At 72.1% G+C, this 16878-nt stretch carries 18 protein-coding genes and 1 tRNA gene; 10 read left to right on the top strand and 9 right to left on the bottom strand.

Going from position 1 to position 16878, the window contains the following annotated elements:
* Positions 1-2: 2 nt before the first annotated feature.
* The 3 genes from ABID81_RS03880 to ABID81_RS03870 all read left to right on the top strand — a co-directional run bounded on the left by ABID81_RS03880 (position 3) and on the right by ABID81_RS03870 (position 2658).
* A complete protein-coding gene (locus ABID81_RS03880; RefSeq protein WP_502915171.1) occupies positions 3-878 on the top strand; it encodes a glycosyltransferase family 2 protein in 876 nt (291 codons plus the stop codon).
* Positions 879-932: 54 nt separating this feature from the next.
* Positions 933-2237, top strand: a complete 1305-nt coding sequence (locus tag ABID81_RS03875) for a CDP-glycerol glycerophosphotransferase family protein (protein WP_354593508.1) — start codon at positions 933-935, stop codon at positions 2235-2237.
* Positions 2238-2352: 115 nt separating this feature from the next.
* Complete coding sequence (locus ABID81_RS03870; RefSeq protein ID WP_354593507.1) at positions 2353-2658, top strand: helix-turn-helix domain-containing protein; 306 nt, start codon at positions 2353-2355, stop codon at positions 2656-2658.
* A 26-nt stretch (positions 2659-2684) separates the two neighbouring features.
* Here ABID81_RS03870 and ABID81_RS03865 read toward each other — a convergent pair whose 3' ends face one another.
* The 5 genes from ABID81_RS03865 to ABID81_RS03845 all read right to left on the bottom strand — a co-directional run bounded on the left by ABID81_RS03865 (position 2685) and on the right by ABID81_RS03845 (position 6270).
* The gene (locus ABID81_RS03865) at positions 2685-2966 is read right to left on the bottom strand and encodes a PilZ domain-containing protein (protein WP_354593506.1); all 282 of its coding nucleotides are present in this window, start codon (positions 2964-2966) and stop codon (positions 2685-2687) included.
* Between the two features lie 149 nt (positions 2967-3115).
* Positions 3116-3928, bottom strand: a complete 813-nt coding sequence (locus ABID81_RS03860; RefSeq protein WP_354593505.1) for a hypothetical protein — start codon at positions 3926-3928, stop codon at positions 3116-3118.
* Between the two features lie 9 nt (positions 3929-3937).
* A complete protein-coding gene (locus ABID81_RS03855; RefSeq protein ID WP_354593504.1) occupies positions 3938-4699 on the bottom strand; it encodes an ABC transporter ATP-binding protein in 762 nt (253 codons plus the stop codon).
* Positions 4699-5496, bottom strand: a complete 798-nt coding sequence (locus ABID81_RS03850) for an ABC transporter permease (RefSeq protein ID WP_354593503.1) — start codon at positions 5494-5496, stop codon at positions 4699-4701. Before ABID81_RS03850 ends, ABID81_RS03855 begins: the two co-directional genes overlap by 1 nt.
* Before the next feature lie 60 nt (positions 5497-5556).
* A complete protein-coding gene (locus ABID81_RS03845) occupies positions 5557-6270 on the bottom strand; it encodes a phosphocholine cytidylyltransferase family protein (RefSeq protein WP_354593502.1) in 714 nt (237 codons plus the stop codon).
* Between the two features lie 264 nt (positions 6271-6534).
* On the opposite strand from ABID81_RS03845, the gene ABID81_RS03840 reads away from it, so the two are divergent.
* Genes ABID81_RS03840 through ABID81_RS03830 form a run of 3 tightly spaced genes read left to right on the top strand, consistent with a single transcriptional unit; the run spans position 6535 to position 9807 of the window.
* Positions 6535-7980, top strand: a complete 1446-nt coding sequence (locus ABID81_RS03840) for an ABC transporter ATP-binding protein (protein ID WP_354593501.1) — start codon at positions 6535-6537, stop codon at positions 7978-7980.
* On the top strand, positions 7956-9521 hold the full coding sequence (locus ABID81_RS03835; protein WP_354593500.1) for an ABC transporter permease: 1566 nt from the start codon (positions 7956-7958) through the stop codon (positions 9519-9521). The genes ABID81_RS03840 and ABID81_RS03835 overlap by 25 nt, the downstream gene beginning before the upstream one ends.
* A 25-nt stretch (positions 9522-9546) precedes the next feature.
* Positions 9547-9807, top strand: a complete 261-nt coding sequence (locus tag ABID81_RS03830; protein WP_056262309.1) for a DUF3039 domain-containing protein — start codon at positions 9547-9549, stop codon at positions 9805-9807.
* A 13-nt stretch (positions 9808-9820) separates the two neighbouring features.
* Here ABID81_RS03830 and ABID81_RS03825 read toward each other — a convergent pair whose 3' ends face one another.
* Positions 9821-11071 carry a nicotinate phosphoribosyltransferase gene (locus tag ABID81_RS03825; RefSeq protein ID WP_502915178.1) on the bottom strand — a complete coding sequence of 417 codons (1251 nt, stop codon included), beginning with the start codon at positions 11069-11071 and terminating at the stop codon, positions 9821-9823.
* Between the two features lie 105 nt (positions 11072-11176).
* Between ABID81_RS03825 and murI the strand changes: the two genes are divergently transcribed.
* From murI to ABID81_RS03810, 3 genes are all read left to right on the top strand, one after another.
* Positions 11177-12031 carry a glutamate racemase gene (murI, locus tag ABID81_RS03820; RefSeq protein ID WP_354593498.1) on the top strand — a complete coding sequence of 285 codons (855 nt, stop codon included), beginning with the start codon at positions 11177-11179 and terminating at the stop codon, positions 12029-12031.
* A 72-nt stretch (positions 12032-12103) separates the two neighbouring features.
* Positions 12104-12850 (top strand): ribonuclease PH, encoded by a 747-nt coding sequence (rph, locus tag ABID81_RS03815; RefSeq protein ID WP_354593497.1) that lies wholly within the window; start codon positions 12104-12106, stop codon positions 12848-12850.
* A complete protein-coding gene (locus ABID81_RS03810; protein WP_354593496.1) occupies positions 12847-13473 on the top strand; it encodes a non-canonical purine NTP pyrophosphatase in 627 nt (208 codons plus the stop codon). Before rph ends, ABID81_RS03810 begins: the two co-directional genes overlap by 4 nt.
* 63 nt (positions 13474-13536) lie before the next feature.
* On the opposite strand, the gene ABID81_RS03805 is transcribed toward ABID81_RS03810, so the two are convergent.
* From ABID81_RS03805 to ABID81_RS03795, 3 genes are all read right to left on the bottom strand, one after another.
* Positions 13537-14244: a DedA family protein gene (locus ABID81_RS03805; protein ID WP_354593495.1), complete on the bottom strand. Its 708-nt coding sequence runs from the start codon at positions 14242-14244 to the stop codon at positions 13537-13539.
* A gap of 52 nt (positions 14245-14296) precedes the next feature.
* Positions 14297-14378: transfer RNA gene (locus tag ABID81_RS03800), tRNA-Leu, on the bottom strand.
* 56 nt (positions 14379-14434) lie between these two features.
* Positions 14435-15685: an MFS transporter gene (locus tag ABID81_RS03795; RefSeq protein WP_354593494.1), complete on the bottom strand. Its 1251-nt coding sequence runs from the start codon at positions 15683-15685 to the stop codon at positions 14435-14437.
* Between the two features lie 39 nt (positions 15686-15724).
* On the opposite strand from ABID81_RS03795, the gene mnmA reads away from it, so the two are divergent.
* Complete coding sequence (gene mnmA / locus ABID81_RS03790) at positions 15725-16870, top strand: tRNA 2-thiouridine(34) synthase MnmA (protein WP_354593493.1); 1146 nt, start codon at positions 15725-15727, stop codon at positions 16868-16870.
* Positions 16871-16878 lie beyond the last annotated feature (8 nt).

The following is a 16878-nucleotide window of genomic DNA, read 5'->3' as shown; positions in this document are numbered from 1 at the left end:
GCGTGGCTCGCGTCGGCGTCGTCAGCCTGACGCAGGGGCGCCGGCCCGACGACCTGCGTCGCGGACTCGCGTCGCTGCTGGCCCAACGCGACGTCGAGCTCGACGTCGTCTGCGTCGTCAACGGGCGTGACGAGGCGACCCCGCCCGTCGAGGTGCCCGCCGGCGTCCGCCTGCTCGAGCTCGACGAGAACGTGGGCATCCCCGCCGGTCGGAACCGCGGCGCCGAGACGGTCTCGGGCGACTGGATCTTCTTCCTCGACGACGACGCCGGCCTGCCCTCCGAGCGGTTCCTCGCCGATGCCGTCGCGGTCATGCGGGCCCGACCCGAGATCGGCCTGCTGCAACCTCGCGTGGTGGACCCCGACGGCGCCGCCAACCCCCGTCGCTGGACGCCACGGTTGCGCAAGGGAGACCCCCGTCGGTCGAGCGACGTCTTCTCGGTGTGGGAAGGAGCGACGCTGCTGCCGCGGGACGTCTTCGACGCCTGCGCCGGGTGGGGCGAACCGTACTTCTACGCGCACGAGGGCATCGAGCTGGCCTGGCGGGTGTGGGCCCAGGGCCGCCGTGTCCGGTACGAGGGTTCCCTCGTGGCGAACCACCCGGCCGTCGACCCGACCCGGCACGCCGAGTACTACCGTCTCAACGCCCGCAACCGCGTCTGGCTGGCCAAGCGCAACCTGCCCTGGCCGCTGGTGCCCGTGTACGTCGGGTCGTGGACGGCGGTCCAGGTGCTGCGATGGGCGCGGACGCCCGCCCGCCTGCGTCCGTGGTTCTCCGGGTGGGTCGAGGGCTGGCGCGAGGCACCGGGGGGTCGACGGTCCATCGGTTGGGTAACGGTCCTGAGGATGTCCGGGGCCGGCCGACCTCCGGTCCTCTAGGCTTTCCGGGGTCCGGCGCCGATCGGGGTGACGGACCAGATCCGAGGAGTCCGTGTGCCGCTGACCCGTGACCTGGGGCTCGCCTGGAGCCTCGCCCGCCGAGCCGTCCGCTCGCGGAGCAGCCGCCGCCGACTCGAGCGCGACCCCAGGGCCGCTCGGACCCCGGAACCGGGCACCGTCCGGGTGGCGGTCTACTTCGCCGACACGACCGTCAACATGTACCAGATCAGGCAGTGGTACGCGCCGTTGGCCCACCTGGCCGAGACGTACCCCGTCGCCGTGGTCGTCCGCTCGCCCGGCACGATGGTGACGATGCTCGACGAGTGCCCGGTGCCGCTCGTCTACGCCCGCAAGGTGGCCGACCTCGAGGACTTCGTCGCGGCCCAGCCCCTCGCGCTCACGTTGTACGTCAACCAGAACGCCAAGAACTTCCAGATGATGCGGTACGGCCGCATGTGGCACGTCTTCGTCAACCACGGCGAGAGCGACAAGATGTACATGACGACCAACCAGTTCAAGGCGTACGACTACGCCTTCGTCGCCGGTGACGCCGCCCGGGGCCGTCTGGCGGCCAAGCTCTGGGACTACGACCTCGACAAGCGTGCCCTGCCCGTCGGCCGGCCCCAGGCCGACCACTTCGCCGGGGACGTGCCGTACCCGGACGACGACCGCCTCGTCGTGCTCTACGCCCCGACCTGGGAGGGCGATCGGCCCGCGGCCGCCTACGGGTCGATCGCCACGCACGGGCTCGCCCTCGTCGAGGCGCTCCTCGCCACCGGGCGTCACCGGGTCGTCTACCGGGCCCATCCGCGCAGCGGCGTGCTCGACGCCGACTACAAGCGAGCACACGAGGCCGTCATCCGCGCCATCGCCGAGGCGAACACCCGTGATCCGGCCGCGCACCACGTCCACGACACGGGGCCCGAGCTGGGCTGGCAACTGGCGTCGGCCGACGTCGCCGTGACCGACATCTCGGCGATGGTCTACGACCGGCTCGCGACGGGGCGACCGCTCGTCGTGACGAGACCGGTGGCGGCCGAGGCCGACGTCGACGAGTCGGGCTACCTCGGCGACGCCGAGTGGCTGACGGCCGAAGGGGCCGGTGACATCGTCGGGCTCGTCGACCGGGTCGTGGGCGACCCGGAGGCGCGGGGCCGTCTCGACCACTGGGTCCGGCACCACTTCGGTGACACGTCGCCCGGTGCCGCCACGCGGCGCTTCGAGACTGCGGTGGGCGACCTCGTCCGACTGCGTGACGAGTACGCCGCCCGTCACCCCGCGGCGGACGAGCGTCGCGCGGCCGGAGCGACGGGAGGCGCGGACCCCGAGGCCGGCGACCCGGAGGTGGCCGACCTCTGAGCCGGTGGCACCAGCCGTCCAGGCGAGCACGCGTCGAGGCATTCGTGCACAGGGCATCGATGTCCCGGTGCCGTGGACTCTGGATCTCAGACGCTGAGCCGCGTATCCATGAGGCATGCCTGAACCGACGTCAGCCGCCGCACGACTCTTCGGTGAGCGCATCCGTGACCAGCGCCTCCGACTCGGGCTGAGCCAGGACGAGGTCGCACACCTGGCCGGGATGAACGTCTCGAACTACGGCAAGATCGAGCGGGGCATCGGCAACCCCGTGCTGCACACGATCGTGCGGCTGGCCGTGGTGCTCGGGGTCGACCCGGCGACGCTCGTCGGCGGTCTCGGCGTCGAACACCTGCCGCCCCTGGTCGAGGCTTTCACGGCCGCCGACTACGTGGCCGAGCGGCGGGCCCGCCGCTCGAGCTGACGGGGTCGCGGCGATCGGCCGGCTGCTCAGAAGCTGAACCGCCAGAGGTACTCGGTGCCGTCGGGGCGGAACCACCGGACGACGGCGATCGCGCTGCGGGCGAGTTCGACGCCGAGCACGCAGAGGTCGACCGACGCGCCCGGATCGAGGCGGGTGGTCGCCACCGGGACCAGGAGCCCCGTGCCCACGAGGGTGACGCGGACGCCGGAGACGGTCTCGGGGGAGTCGTTGACGAGTCGGTACACCCGGGGGGCACGACGGCGGTCGAGGGTGAACGGGACGGTGTAGGCGGGGGTCGTCGTGGTCATGGGCCCGACGATAGGTGCGGCCACCGCTGCCCGTCCCGCGGCCCTGTGGACGGCGGGTGATCGGGGACGAGGCGTCCATGCACCCTGCCCCGGCCGGCCGGCGCCTCGCGCAGCCGCCCGGTCGTTCGGCCGTTCAGCCGTTCAGCCGTTCAGGACGTCAGCGTCTCGGGGAACTCGGCGGGGGGCGCGCCGAAGGCCGTCCGGGCGGTCGTGACCACCTTGCGTCCGAGCAGGTGGTTGCCCGTGCCGCCCACGACCGCTCCGATGCCGAACGGGATGGCCCGGCCGAGGACGGAGGCGCCCTGGGAAGCGGCGAACCGCCTCACGAACTGCTTGCGGATGGTGTCGGTCAGGCCGCTCATGGCCGCCTTGGGGAGCTTGTCCGTCACCAATTCGCCCCAGAACGCGGTGCGGGCCGGGGCGGTGCCCATGGCCTCGCCGGCGAACTGGCGGACCAGGCTGGCCCCCGGGCCTCCGAGCAGCATGGCCATGACCAGCGCACGCGCCCGGTCGGGGTCCGAGACGGCGATGCCGTGGACCTCGGTCACCGACTGGGCGAAGAGGGCGCTCGCCTCGAGGAAGCCGGCGGTCTCGACGCCGGACAGGGCGAGCGAGACGCCCCAGCCGACACCGGGGATGACCGCGCTGGCCCCGACGGCCGCGCCGCCCGTGGTCACGGCAGCGAGGTACTCGCGCTCGAGGACGGCGATCAGCTTCTGCGGCGTGGCCTTCTTGTGGCGACGGCGCAGCATGGCGACGTGCTTGACGACGACCGGTCGCTGGACGGCGAGGAGCTTGTCGAGGCGTCGGACCCACGCGGCGTCGTCCGACCGCTCGGGCGTCGAGGTGGTCTCGTAGTGGTACTCGGGCGACGCGTCCTCGTCGCGCGGGGTCAGCGCGCTGCCCGACGGGGAGGGTTCGCGGTCGTGGTCGGGGCTCTGGGGGTGACGACGGAAGGGCACCCGTCGACCCTACGCCGAGGGCCGGGGAGGGTGGTCGGAGGCGTATCGGGCGAGCGCCTCGTCGAGCGGCCCGTCGAAGGCCAGCCGCCCTCCGTCGAGGTACAGGCCCCGGCGGCAGAAACGCCTCAGGTCGCGTTCGTTGTGCGAGACCAGGAAGAGCGTGCGACCGTCGGCCAGCATCTCGCCGATCCGGGCGTAGCACTTCTCGCGGAACGCCTTGTCGCCGACCGCCAGCACCTCGTCGACGAGGACGACGGGTTCTTCGAGTCGGGAGATGACGGCGAAGGCGATGCGGACCTTCATGCCGCTGGAGAGGTGTTTGTAGGGCGTGTCGACGAAGTCGGCGATCTCGGCGAACTCGATGATCTCGTCGAAGCGTTCGTCGATCTCGGTGCGGTGCATGCCGTGCAGGCCGGCCGTCAGGTAGACGTTCTCGCGGACCGTCAGGTCGGCGACGAAGCCACCCGTGATCTCGATCAGGGGTGCGACGCCACCCGAGACCACCACGCTGCCCGTGTCGGGCAGGATCACCTCGGCCACCAGCTTGAGGAGCGTGGACTTGCCCTGGCCGTTGCGCCCCACCACGCCGATGGCCTCGCCCGGGTGGACCTCGAAGCTCACGTCGCGCAGGGCCCAGAACTCGCCGGGACGCGAACGGCGACCGCTGTCGGCGAAGAGGTCCTTGAACGACCGGCGTCCGCGGCGGTTGCGGCGGAACCGGATGCCGACGCCGTCGACCCGGATGACGGGGCCCTGCACGGTGGGGGTCATCAGATCTCCTTCAGCACGGCGCGCTCGCTCGCGCGGAAGACCAGCAGCCCGACGGCCAGGACCACGAGGCACACGCCTCCGCCGACGAGGACCTCGGTGAGGTCGAACTGCTCGGGGAAGAACGCCGACCGGTACAGGCCGAAGATGCCGCTGAGGGGGTTGAACGCCGCCAGCAGGTGCAGGTCGTCGGGGAGGTCCTGGGTGCCGTAGATGACGGGGGAGGCGTAGAACGTGAAGCGGAGCGCGAGCTTGGTGGCGCGCTCGAGGTCGCGGAAGAACACGACGAGCGGGGCGACGACGAGCCCGACTCCGGCGACGAGCAGCGTCTGCATGACCATGGCCAGGGGGAAGAACACGACCTGCCAGTGCAGGTGGGCTCCGCCGGCGATCGCGAAGACGGCCAGGACGGGCAGGCTGAGGGCGAACTCGATGCCCTTGGACCCGACCAACCGGAAGACCCAGATCGTGCGCGGGATCTTCGTCGACCGCACGAGCTTGGCCTCGCGGATGAAGGCCCGCGTGCTGTCCGACACGGCACCGTTGAACCACATCCAGGGCAGGAGGCCCGACAGCAGGAAGACGATGTAGGGCTCGTCACCGACCGAGCGCTTGAAGACGACCGAGAAGACGAAGAAGTAGATGCCCGACATGACGAGCGGATCGAGGATCGACCAGACGTAGCCGAGCTTCGACGTCGAGTAGCGGACCTTGAGGTCGCGACTCGTCAGCAGCCAGAGCGTCTGACGGTATCGGGCGGCACCGCTGCGACGGGGCCGTTCGGCCAGGTCAGTGCTCACGGACGTCCTTCACGGTCAGGACATCAGGCCCGACCGCGCGACCGTCGATGACGGCCCGGTTCAGACGAACAGGTTCGCGCGCTCGAGGTCTTCGGCGAAGTCGACCTCGACGGCGTAGAGGTCGGAGATGTCCACGGGCTCAAAGCGTAGCCCGTCCTGACCGATGGCCAGTTCGATGCCGCGTTCGAAGTAGTCCTGGTTGTCGACCTTGGACAGGTGGTGGACGAGGGTGGCCTTGTCGGCCTTCGATACGTAGTTGATGCCGACGGCCTCGCCGAGGCCGCCCTTGACCTGCTTGGAGAGTTCGGCGATGTAGCCCTCGGCGTCGGTCGTGTACTTGACCTCTTCGTCGGACACCTTGGACGTGTTGACCGTGACGAACGACTGGTCGTCGCGCACCAGGCGAGCCGCGCGGGTGAGGGCGGTCGGGTCGAAGACGACGTCGCCGTTCATCCAGAGGACCCCCCCGGAGGCGCTGGCCCGGAGGGCGCGGAGCAGGCTCTTCGAGGTGTTGGTCTGGTCGTACATCTCGTTGTAGACGAACGACGCCGACGGGAAGGCCTCGACGATGTGCTCGAACTTGTAGCCGACCACGACGGTGACCCGGGCGTCGGGGCCGAAGGCCTCGCGGATGTTGTCGAACTGCTGCTGCATGATGGTGCGGCCGTCGTTCAGTTCGGTCAGCGCCTTCGGCAGCGAGCGGCCGAGACGGCTGCCGAGCCCGGCGGCCAGGATGACGATCTGCTGGCGGTGGTTCGTGTCGTTCTTGCTCACGGGGGTCTCCTCACAAGGGGCGAGCTCGTGCGGGACGGGCTCTGCGGCGGCCCCGGCGGTGCGGACCGGACCCGTCTCTGGGTGCGATTCGCCTCGTGTTCGAGCGGCGTTCACCGCGGAGCATCGATCTGGACACGTCGTCGTGCTCTCGCAGACTACCCGACGAGGCCTCCGGCGGCCAGGGAAGGCGCCCGAAGCGTGTCCGTTTCGTGATATGCGACTCCCGTCGTCCGAGGCGTGTCGAGGCCTTGGTACGGTGGGGCGATGGCTGGACGGCGCGAGGACGACGTGGGTGACGACGCCCCCGACTCGACGGCGGGTGACGACACGGTCCGAGCGGTGGGCACCGCCGACCAGGGGGAGAACACAGTGGACGACGACGCGACGACCGCGGGGGACGTGGCAGGCGAGGCGACCGTGACGACCGGGGAGGGCACGCCTCCGACGGCGGCGGCCGCTCCGGCGAAGGCCCCGGCGGCCCGCAAGCCCACGTCCCCCCGCAAGCCCGCGACGCCCCGCAAGCCCTCCCAGCGCACCGCGGCCGACCGGTCCGCCGCAGCCAAGAAGGCCGCGGCCACCCGGGCGGCGAACGCCCGGGCCCGGGCCGAGGCGGCCGCCAGGGCCGCCGAGGAGGAACTGGTCGTCGAGCTCGCCGACGCGGGCGTCACGACCGACGGCACCGTCGTCGTTCCGGTCTCCGCCGACGACTACTTCGGCGACGCCCTGAACGCCGAGGAGGCGTCCGCGGCGGCCCTCGAGGACGCCCTGACCGACGACGACCGGGCCGCCGAGGCCCCCGAGGTCGGTGGGGCCGGCGACGGCGCGACCGACGACGACGACGCGACCGGCGTCGTCGCGACCGGCGAGGCCGAGGTGTCGTCCGACGACGCCGAGACCGCCGTCCCCACGTCGGTCGCCGGGCGGAGCGCGCGCGAGGTCGACGCCGAGGCGCCGGTCGTGCTGGCGATCTCCGGCCTCATGAAGCGCTACGGCGGCACCGTCGCCGTCGAGAACGTCGACCTCGAGGTGCGGGCCGGCTCGTTCTACGGCATCGTCGGACCGAACGGCGCCGGCAAGACGACGACCCTCTCGATCGTCACGGGTCTGCTCCGACCCGACGCCGGCACGGTCACCGTCCTGGGTGCCGACGTGTGGCGCGACCCGGCGGCGGCGAAGCGGTCGCTCGGCGTCCTGCCCGACCGTCTGCGACTGTTCGACCGCCTGACCGGGGCCCAGCTGCTCTACTACTCCGCGACCCTCCGCGGCCTGGACGGCGTGACGGCGCGCAAGCGGTCGTCCGACCTGGCCACGGCCTTCGGCCTGCACGACGCCCTGGGGCGCCTCGTGAGCGACTACTCGGTCGGCATGACCAAGAAGATCGCGCTGGCGGCCGCCATCATCCACTCGCCGAGGGTCCTCGTGCTCGACGAACCGTTCGAGTCGGTCGACCCCGTCTCGGCCGCCACGGTCACCGACGTCCTGCAGCGCTACGTGGCCGGAGGCGGCACCGTGCTGCTGTCGAGCCACAGCATGGACCTCGTCGAGCGCATCTGCGACAGCGTCGCGGTGATCGTCGACGGGCACGTCCTCGCCAGCGGCACGGTCGACGAGGTCCGCGCCGGGCGCTCCCTCGAACAGCGGTTCGTCGAGCTCGCCGGCGGGCGCGCGGTCACGGAGGGCATGGAATGGTTGCAGAACTTCTCCGACTGAGGCTGCAGACGATCGGCAACACGGTCCGCTTCGGGCCCCGCCGCCTCACGATCGCGGTCGGCTCGGTCCTCGCCGTCCTGGTCGTCACCATCGCCGTCGCGAGCCTCGTCAGCGGGCTGCGCGACGCCCCGCTCGACGACGTCCGTGCCGTGGTGGTGGGAGGCGGCGCCCTGTTGCTGGTGGGCTTCGCCGTCGTCCCCTTCGCGACCGTGCGTCCCGCCTGGAGCGATCCCCGCCGGCTCGCCGTCCTGGGCGTCCCCGAAGGGCGCGCGTCCGTGGGGCTGGCCCTCGGTTCGCTCGTCGGCCTGCCCACGCTCGCCCTGCTCGTGCTCTCGACGGGGTACGTCCGGGCCTGGGCCGAGGGATCGGGCGTCGCGGCCGTCGCCGTGTTCGCCGCCCTGGTCGCCGGGCTCACGGCCCTGCTGCTGGCCCTCGTGGCGTCGACGCTCAACAGCGTCGTCCTCACCTCTCGGCGCGGGCGTGAGCTCGCCCTCGTCGGGGCCGTCCTCGTGGTCCTGCTGGCCGTCCCCGTGATCGTCGACCTCGTCCGGCTGTCGCTGCCCGGCCGCTCGGGCACGGGCGTCGTCGCGGACGCGCTCGCCTGGACGCCGTTCGGCGCCGCCCTCGCCCTGCCCGGTCACGTCGCCGCCGGCGAGACGGGCCGTGTCGCGTCCGACGTCGTCATCGCCGCGATCACGGTGGCGGCCCTCTGGTACGCGTGGCGGGCGCTCGTGGCGCGCGCGTTCGTCGACCGACCCGAGCCGGAAGAGGTCGACGAGGGCGACGGGCTCGGCTGGTTCGAGTACGTCCGCGCGTCGCCGACCGGGGCCGTCGCGGGCCGCAGCCTCACCTACTGGATGCGCGACGCGCGGTACCGCATGTCGCTCGTCATCATCCCGTTCCTGCCGCTGCTCGTCGTCCCGCTGGGCATCGCCGGCGTGAGCTGGAACTGGCTGGCACTCGTCCCGGTGCCGATCATGTGCCTGATCCTCGGCTTCCTGCCGCACAACGACGTGGCCTACGACAGCACCGCGCTGTGGATGCACGTGGCCTCCGACACGCGTGGTCTGGCCGACCGCGTGGGGCGACTGGCGCCTCCTCTGCTGATCGGGGTGCCGCTGGTCGCCCTCGGGTCGGTGGTCGCCACCTGGTTGTTCGGCGACTGGCAGGCGCTGCCGTCCGAACTCGGCGTGAGCGCCGGGTTCCTGCTCAGCGGCCTCGGGCTGTCGAGCGTCGTCTCGGCCCTCCTGCCCTACGCCACGGTCCGACCGCACGACGACCCCTTCCAGCAGCCCCAGTCGAACGGCGCGACCGCGGCCTGGGCCCAGAGCGTGATGATCGGCGGGGCCGTGCTGGCGACCGCCCCGGCCCTGTGGTTCGCGGGGCGTGGGCTCATCACGGGGTACCCCTCCGGCGGCACCTGGGCCCTCGTGTCGGGCGTCGGCGTGGGGGTCGTGGTCCTGGTCGCGGGGGTCGCCCTGGGTGCCCGCGTGTTCTCGCGCCGGGCCCCCGAGCTGCTGGCGTTCGCCCTGCGCAGCTGACCCGAGGTCGACGTACGATGTCGGCATGACTGACACGCAGACGGGCGGCGGCCTCGACGTCCTGGACCGCGAGCTCGAGAAGCTCCTGAACGACGAGGCGATCGACCCCGGCGACCACGAGCGCTTCTCGCACTACGTCAAGAAGGACAAGATCATGGAGTCCGCGCTGAGCGGCAAGCCGGTCAAGGCGCTCTGCGGCAAGAAGTGGACCCCGGGCCGCGACCCCGAGAAGTTCCCGGTGTGCCCGACCTGCAAAGAGATCTACGAGAAGATGACCTCGGAGTGACCCGGGCCGGGCGTCACGCGTAGACGGTCGGCACGACCGGCTCGCCGCGACCGAGCCGCAGCGCCTGGTCGGGCAGTTCGGCCACAGCCGCGGCCCGGTGGAGGCGCGCCCTGGCCACGCCCTCGGCGCCCGTGTGCCGGGCGTCGATCTCGCCCGCCGTCACGAGCGGGACGTGCAGCGGGCGCTCCCCGGCCGCGTGCCCGTCCGAGCCGACGCGGATGAGCTCTCGCGTGGCGACCCCGTCGACGACCACCCGGACCGGTGACTTGCGGCCGCCGATCGTGGCCTTGTCGGCCGATTTCTTGGCCACCGAGACCCAGGCGCCGTCGTCGCCCCGACGGGCCACGAGCTTGAACACCATGCCCGCGGCCGGGTGCCCCGAGCCGGAGACGACCGAGGTCCCGACGCCGAAGGAGTCGACCGGGGCGGCCCGCAGGGCGGCGATCGTGTACTCGTCGAGGTCGTTCGTGACCGTGATCTTCGCCCCGGTCGCACCGAGGTCGTCGAGCTGCGCACGGACCTGGGCCACGAGCGACGGCAGGTCGCCGCTGTCGATGCGCACGGCCCCGAGCCCGGGGCCGGCGACCCGGACGGCGGTGGCCACGGCCTCGGGGACGTCGTAGGTGTCGACGAGCAACGTCGTGCCGGGGCCGAGGGTGTCGACCTGGGCGCGGAAGGCGGCCTCCTCGCTGTCGTGCAACAGCGTGAAGGCGTGCGCGGCGGTGCCCATGGTGGGCACGCCCCACGAACGGCCGGCCTCGAGGTTGCTCGTCGCGCCGAATCCGGCGATGTAGGCGGCGCGGGCGGCCGCGACGGCGCTGCGCTCGCCCGTCCGGCGCGAACCCATCTCCGCGAGGGGGCGGCCGTCGGCGGCGGACACCATGCGGGCGGCGGCGCTGGCCACCGCCGAGTCGTAGTTGAAGACGCTGAGCGCCAGGGTCTCGAGCAGGACCGCCTCGGCGAAGGTCGACTCGATGACGAGCAGCGGCGAGCCGGGCAGGTAGACCTCGCCCTCGGCGTAACCCCAGATGTCGCCCGAGAACCGGTAGTCGGCCAGCCAGTCCGCCGTGGTCCGGTCGACGACGCCGGCCTCGCGGAGCCACCGCAGCTCGTCGTCGCCGAACCGGAAGTCGGCGAGCAGCTCGAGGAACCGCCCGGTGCCCGCGACGATGCCGTAGCGCCGCCCCTCGGGCAGGCGTCGGGCGAACACCTCGAACACGCTGTCGCGGTGGGCCGTCCCCGCCTTGAGGGCGGCCTCCACCATGGTGAGCTCGTACCGGTCGGTCAACAGTGCGCTGGTCACCCCTGCAGCCTAGGCTCGCCGGATCGTCCCGGGGGTCGCGGCTCGCGACGGGTAGGCTTCGTGGTCGTGACGGACGCACCCATCGGAGTCTTCGACAGCGGCGTCGGCGGTCTCACCGTGTCGCGGGCGATCATCGACCAGCTGCCCCACGAGTCGATCCGCTACGTGGGCGACACCGCCCACTCGCCCTACGGGCCGAAGCCCATCGCCCTCGTCCGCGAGTACGCGCTCGCCGTCATGGACGACCTCGTCGCGCAGGGCGTCAAGCTGCTGGTCATCGCCTGCAACACGGCCTCGTCCGCGGTGTTGCGCGACGCCCGCGAGCGGTACACGATCGGCGCGGGCATCCCCGTCGTCGAGGTGATCCAGCCGGCCGTGCGCGCGGCGGTCCAGCAGACGCGCAACGGCCGCATCGGTGTCATCGGCACCGAGGGCACCATCAACTCGCGCGCCTACGAGGACGCCTTCGCGGCGGCGGCGGGTCTCGAGCTGTTCACCCGGGCCTGCCCGCGCTTCGTCGAGTTCGTCGAGGCGGGCGACACGTCGAGCCCCGAGCTGCGGGCCGTCGCCGAGGGGTACCTCGCGCCGCTCCGCGAGGCCGGCATCGACACGCTGGTCCTCGGCTGCACCCACTACCCGCTCATGTCGGCCGCGGTGCAGTACGTCGTGGGGCCCGACGTGCGGCTCGTGTCCAGCGCCGAGGAGACCGCGGCCGACGTCTACCGGACGCTCGTCCAGCACGGGCTCGAGCGGACCGACCGCGGCGCCCCGCACCACGAGTTCGAGGCCACGGGACCCGACGAGAAGTCGTTCCTGCGCCTTGCCCGTCGCTTCCTGGGGCCCGAGGTCTCGCGCGTCGGCCACCTCGAGACGGGCGCCATCGAGCTGCCCACGGGCCTCCGCCCCGCCGAACGGACCTGACCCGCGCCTCCTCGGCCCCTCGGGGTCGTCGACCCGTCCGCCCATCGCCCCCCACCGCCGAGAGAAGGCACCATGACCGACACCACGAGCACGACCGTCCGCGCCGACGGGCGCAGCACCACCGACCTGCGACCCGTCATCATCGAGACGGGCTGGAGCGCCCACGCCGAGGGCAGCGCCCTCATCACGTTCGGCGGCACGAAGGTGCTCTGCACCGCCTCGTTCACGAACGGCGTGCCCCGCTGGCTGACCGGCAAGGGCAAGGGCTGGGTCACGGCCGAGTACGCGATGCTGCCCCGGGCCACGAACTCGCGCAACGACCGTGAGAGCGTCAAGGGCAAGATCGGCGGTCGCACGCACGAGATCTCGCGCCTGATCGGGCGCAGCCTGCGGGCCGTGGTCGACACGAAGGCCCTCGGCGAGAACACGATCGTGCTCGACTGCGACGTCCTGCAGGCCGACGGCGGGACCCGCACCGCCGCCATCACGGGTGCCTACGTCGCCCTGGCCCAGGCGATCGAGTGGGGTCGCGAGAAGAAGTTCGTGGGGCAGAAGGCCACGCCGCTGACCGACAGCGTCTCGGCCGTGTCGGTCGGCATCATCGACGGCGAGCCGATGCTCGACCTGGCCTACGTCGAGGACGTCCGTGCCGAGACCGACATGAACGTCGTCGTCACCGGCAGCGGCTCGTTCGTCGAGGTGCAGGGCACCGCCGAGGGGGCGCCGTTCGACCGCCGTGAGCTCGACTCGCTGCTCGACCTCGCCGTGGCCGGTGCCGTCGACCTGAGCCGCTTCCAGCGCGAGGCCCTCGGCCGATGACCCGGGTCGTCATCGCGACGCACAACCAGGGCAAGGTCGCCGAGCTGCGGCTGCTGCTCGCCGAGACGGCCCCGGGCGTCGAGCTCGTCGCCTACGACGGCCCCGAGCCGGTCGAGGACGGCGAGACGTTCGCGGCCAACGCGCTGATCAAGGCCCGCGCGGCCGCACGGCACACGGGCCTGCCGGCGCTGGCGGACGACAGCGGCATCTCGGCGGCGGCCCTCGGCGGGGCCCCGGGCATCCACTCGGCCCGTTACGCCGGCACGCGCGACGCGGACGACAACATCGACAAGCTGCTCGCCGAACTCGACGGGGCCGACGACCGGTCGGCCTGGTTCTCGTGCGTCGCGGCCCTCGTCGTGCCCCCGCCCGCCGGCGCCGAGGGCCCCGACGGTCGGCCCGAGGCGAGCGGGTGGGACGAACACGTCGAGCACGGCGAATGGCACGGCGAGATCCTGGAGGCGCGGGTCGGCTCGAACGGTCACGGGTACGACCCCGTGTTCCGGCCCGAGGGCGAGCGCCGCAGCGCGGCCGAGCTCACGACCGACGAGAAGAACGCGGTCAGCCACCGTTCGCAGGCGTTCCGGGCGATCGCGCCCCGGGTGGCCGCGCTCGCGGACTGAGGCGACCCGCGCCTCCTGCGGGCCGTGGCGTCGGGTCGACGGGGCGGCGACGGGGCGGGAGGGTCAGGCGTCGTGGGGGGCGGACGAGACGTGCGGCGTCTCGACCTCGCCCGACTGCTCGGCCTTCTTGGCCTGGTGCACCCCGTGGAGGTAGTGGATCGCGATCGGGATCACCGTCGCCAGGACGGCACCGAGCAGGATGAGGTCGATGTACGAGCTGACGAAGTCGGCGACGGGCGGGATGTGCCCGATGCCGAAGCCCGCCAGGGTGATGCCCATGCCCCAGACGACGGCACCGACCGCGTTGAAGAGCGAGTACCGCCGGTAGCTCATGTGCCCGACCCCGGCCATGATCGGGGCGAAGGTGCGGACGACGGGCACGAAGCGGGCGATGATGACCGCCATCGGGCCGAAGCGCTCGAAGAACGCGTTCGTGCGGTTGACGTTGGCGACGCTGAAGAGCCCGCTCTGCTTCCGCTCGAAGATGCGGGGCCCGACCTTGTGGCCGATCAGGTAGCCGAGCTCGCCACCGGCGAACGCGGCGATGCTGATGAGGATCGCGATCAGCCAGATCGGCATGCCGAGGGCACCGGGGTTCGTCGCCGCGAGGATGCCCGTGATGATCAGCAGCGTGTCGCCCGGGAACAGGAAGCCGACGAGCAGACCCGTCTCGGCGAACACGAGCAGGCAGACGCCGAGGACGGCCCAGGGGCCGAAGGCCGAGAGCAGGTACTCGGGGTTCAGCCAGGGGATGGAGACGAGGGGCAGCATCGGGTGTTCTCCGGTCGTGGTCGCCGGCGTGCCGGGGCCCTCTGATGGGTCGTGCGGGAGAAGGGACTTGAACCCTCACGCTCGAAAGCACAGGAACCTAAATCCTGCGTGTCTGCCAATTCCACCACTCCCGCGGCAGGACCGAGTGTACCGACGCCGGCCCCGGGCCGGAACGACGGACGAGGAGGCGCTAGCGCTTCGCGCGGGGGACGTGCGGTGAGTACCGCGGCACGTAGCGCACGAGGATCGCGGCACCGACGAGGCCGAGGACGCCCATCACCCCGCTGGCGATCGAGATCGACACGAGCGCCGTCACGCCCGAGATGAGCAGGGGCGCCGCCGCGCTGCCCGCGTCACCCGTGAACCGCCAGGCGCCGAGGAAGGGGGCGGGGTCGCCCTCGTCGGCCAGGTCGGCGCCGAGCGTCATGAGGATGCCGCTGCCGACCCCGTTCGCGAGCGACATGAGGATCGCCACCGCGACGAACCAGCCGACGTTCGCGTCGAGGTCGTGCGTGACCGACAGGGCGAGGTACGACAGGCCCAGCCCGACCATGCAGGGCACGGCGCTCCAGAGGCGTCCGAAGCGGTCCATGATCTGGCCGCTCGTGTAGAACAGCGCGAAGTCGACCGCCCCCGCGATGCCGATGATGATCGCGGTCTCGGAGGCGCCGAGGCCGATGCTGACGGCCCAGAGCGGCAGCATCACCTGGCGACCGGACCGCATGGCGCCGATCAGGGCCGCGCCGCTGCCGAGCTTGACCAGGACGCCGCGGTGACGCCAGAGGGTGCCGAAGAGCCCCTGCGCCTCCTTCGCGACGAGCTCGGCGCCGTCGTCGGTGCCCCGGCCCGGTCGGACGCCGAACGCGGCCGACGGGTCGCGCAGCACCAGCAGGGCGATCGCGGCGCCGAGGCAGCCGACGATGTGGACGACGAAGGCCGACTGGACCGACCCCGTCAGCTCGATGACCCCCGCCGACAGGAACGGGCCGATGAAGTAGCCGAGCCGGAACACGCCGCCGAGGCTCGACAGGGCCCTGGCGCGGATCTCGATCGGGACGAAGCTCGTCATGAAGGCGTGCCGCGCCAGGGCGAACACGGCCGTCGCGAGGCCGATGACGAGGACGCCGACCGCGAGGACGATCTCGTTCGGCGCCAGCAGGCAGGTGACGAGGCCGCCGATGCTGACCAGCGAGGCGCCGATCATCGCGGTGCGCTCGCCGATGCGGCTGACCAGCCAGCCGCTCGGGATGTCGCCGATCAGCTCGCCGACCAGGATGAGCGCGGCGACGAAGCCGGCGAACGGCAACGACGCCCCGAGCTCGCTCGCCACGACGGGGATGATCGGGATGATCGCGCCCTCGCCGATGGCGAACAGGGCGGCGGGCAGGAACGCCGCGAGGGCCACCGACCGCATGCTGAAGGCGGGGGAGGAAGAAGACATGTCGCTCGCCACCCTAGGCCCGCTGCGTACACTTGTCGGATGAAGGTCTTGGCAGCGATGAGTGGTGGCGTCGACTCGGCGGTCGCCGCAGCGAGGGCGGTCGAGGCCGGCCACGACGTGGTGGGGGTCCACCTGGCCCTCAGCCGGATGCCCGGCACGCTCCGCACGGGCAGCCGTGGCTGCTGCACCGTCGAGGACTCGATGGACGCCCAGCGCGCGGCCAACAAGATCGGCATCCCGTACTACGTGTGGGACTTCTCCGAGCGCTTCAAGCTCGACGTCGTCGACGACTTCGTCGCCGAGTACAGCGCCGGTCGCACGCCCAACCCGTGCATGCGCTGCAACGAGCGCATCAAGTTCGCGGCACTGCTCGAGAAGGCCCTCGCGCTCGGCTTCGACGCGGTGTGCACCGGGCACTACGCGACCATCGTCACGGACGACCAGGGCCACCGTGAGCTGCACCGCGCCTCCGCGTGGGCCAAGGACCAGTCGTACGTGCTGGGCGTGCTCACCGCCGAGCAGCTCGCCCACTCGATGTTCCCCCTCGGGGCGACGCCGTCCAAGGCCGAGGTGCGGGCCGAGGCGGCCGAGCGCGGCTTCAGCGTGGCGTCGAAGCCCGACAGCCACGACATCTGCTTCATCCCGGACGGCGACACCCGGGGCTGGCTGGCCGAGCGCGTCGGCGCCGAGACGGGCGAGATCCTCGACCGCAGCGGCACCGTCGTCGGATCGCACGAGGGCGCCCACGCGTTCACCGTCGGCCAGCGCAAGGGGTTGAACATCGGGTTCCCGTCGGACGACGGCAAGCCGCGCTTCGTGCTCGAGGTGCGACCCGTCGACAACACCGTCGTCGTCGGGCCGAAGGAGGCCCTCGACGTCGCCGAGATCGCCGGCGCTTCGTACACCTGGGCGGGGCGGGCACCCGCCGATCCCACGACGGCGTTCGACTGCGACGTGCAGATCCGTGCCCACGCCGACCCGGTGCCCGCCGTCGCGCGGGTGTCGGTGGTCGAGGGTAGGAAAGAACTCGTGATCACACCTCGCGAACCCCTCAACGGCGTGGCCCCCGGGCAGACCGCCGTCGTCTACGTCGGCACCCGGGTGCTCGGCCAGTGCACCATCGACCGCACGGTCTCGGCCGTGCCGGTCCCCGCCGCTCCGGTTCGTGCCGGCGCGTCCGTCTGAGCCGACCG

Source organism: Frigoribacterium sp. PvP054, from assembly GCF_040547465.1.
Taxonomy (GTDB): Bacteria; Actinomycetota; Actinomycetes; order Actinomycetales; family Microbacteriaceae; genus Frigoribacterium.
The sequence above is the reverse complement of the archived record's forward strand: the minus strand, read 5'-3'. Positions and strand labels throughout refer to the sequence as shown.

Excerpts from the sequence above, each read along its gene's own strand:
- ABID81_RS03870 (WP_354593507.1), top strand. The coding sequence starts at position 2,353 with ATGCCTGAACCGACGTCAGCCGCCGCACGACTCTTCGGTGAGCGCATC.
- ABID81_RS03865 (WP_354593506.1), bottom strand. The coding sequence starts at position 2,966 with ATGACCACGACGACCCCCGCCTACACCGTCCCGTTCACCCTCGACCGC.
- ABID81_RS03855 (WP_354593504.1), bottom strand. The coding sequence starts at position 4,699 with ATGACCCCCACCGTGCAGGGCCCCGTCATCCGGGTCGACGGCGTCGGC.
- ABID81_RS03840 (WP_354593501.1), top strand. The coding sequence starts at position 6,535 with ATGGCTGGACGGCGCGAGGACGACGTGGGTGACGACGCCCCCGACTCG.
- ABID81_RS03835 (WP_354593500.1), top strand. The coding sequence starts at position 7,956 with ATGGTTGCAGAACTTCTCCGACTGAGGCTGCAGACGATCGGCAACACG.
- ABID81_RS03830 (WP_056262309.1), top strand. The coding sequence starts at position 9,547 with ATGACTGACACGCAGACGGGCGGCGGCCTCGACGTCCTGGACCGCGAG.
- ABID81_RS03825 (WP_502915178.1), bottom strand. The coding sequence starts at position 11,071 with ATGGTGGAGGCCGCCCTCAAGGCGGGGACGGCCCACCGCGACAGCGTG.
- rph (WP_354593497.1), top strand. The coding sequence starts at position 12,104 with ATGACCGACACCACGAGCACGACCGTCCGCGCCGACGGGCGCAGCACC.
- ABID81_RS03810 (WP_354593496.1), top strand. The coding sequence starts at position 12,847 with ATGACCCGGGTCGTCATCGCGACGCACAACCAGGGCAAGGTCGCCGAG.
- ABID81_RS03805 (WP_354593495.1), bottom strand. The coding sequence starts at position 14,244 with ATGCTGCCCCTCGTCTCCATCCCCTGGCTGAACCCCGAGTACCTGCTC.
- ABID81_RS03795 (WP_354593494.1), bottom strand. The coding sequence starts at position 15,685 with ATGTCTTCTTCCTCCCCCGCCTTCAGCATGCGGTCGGTGGCCCTCGCG.
- mnmA (WP_354593493.1), top strand. The coding sequence starts at position 15,725 with ATGAAGGTCTTGGCAGCGATGAGTGGTGGCGTCGACTCGGCGGTCGCC.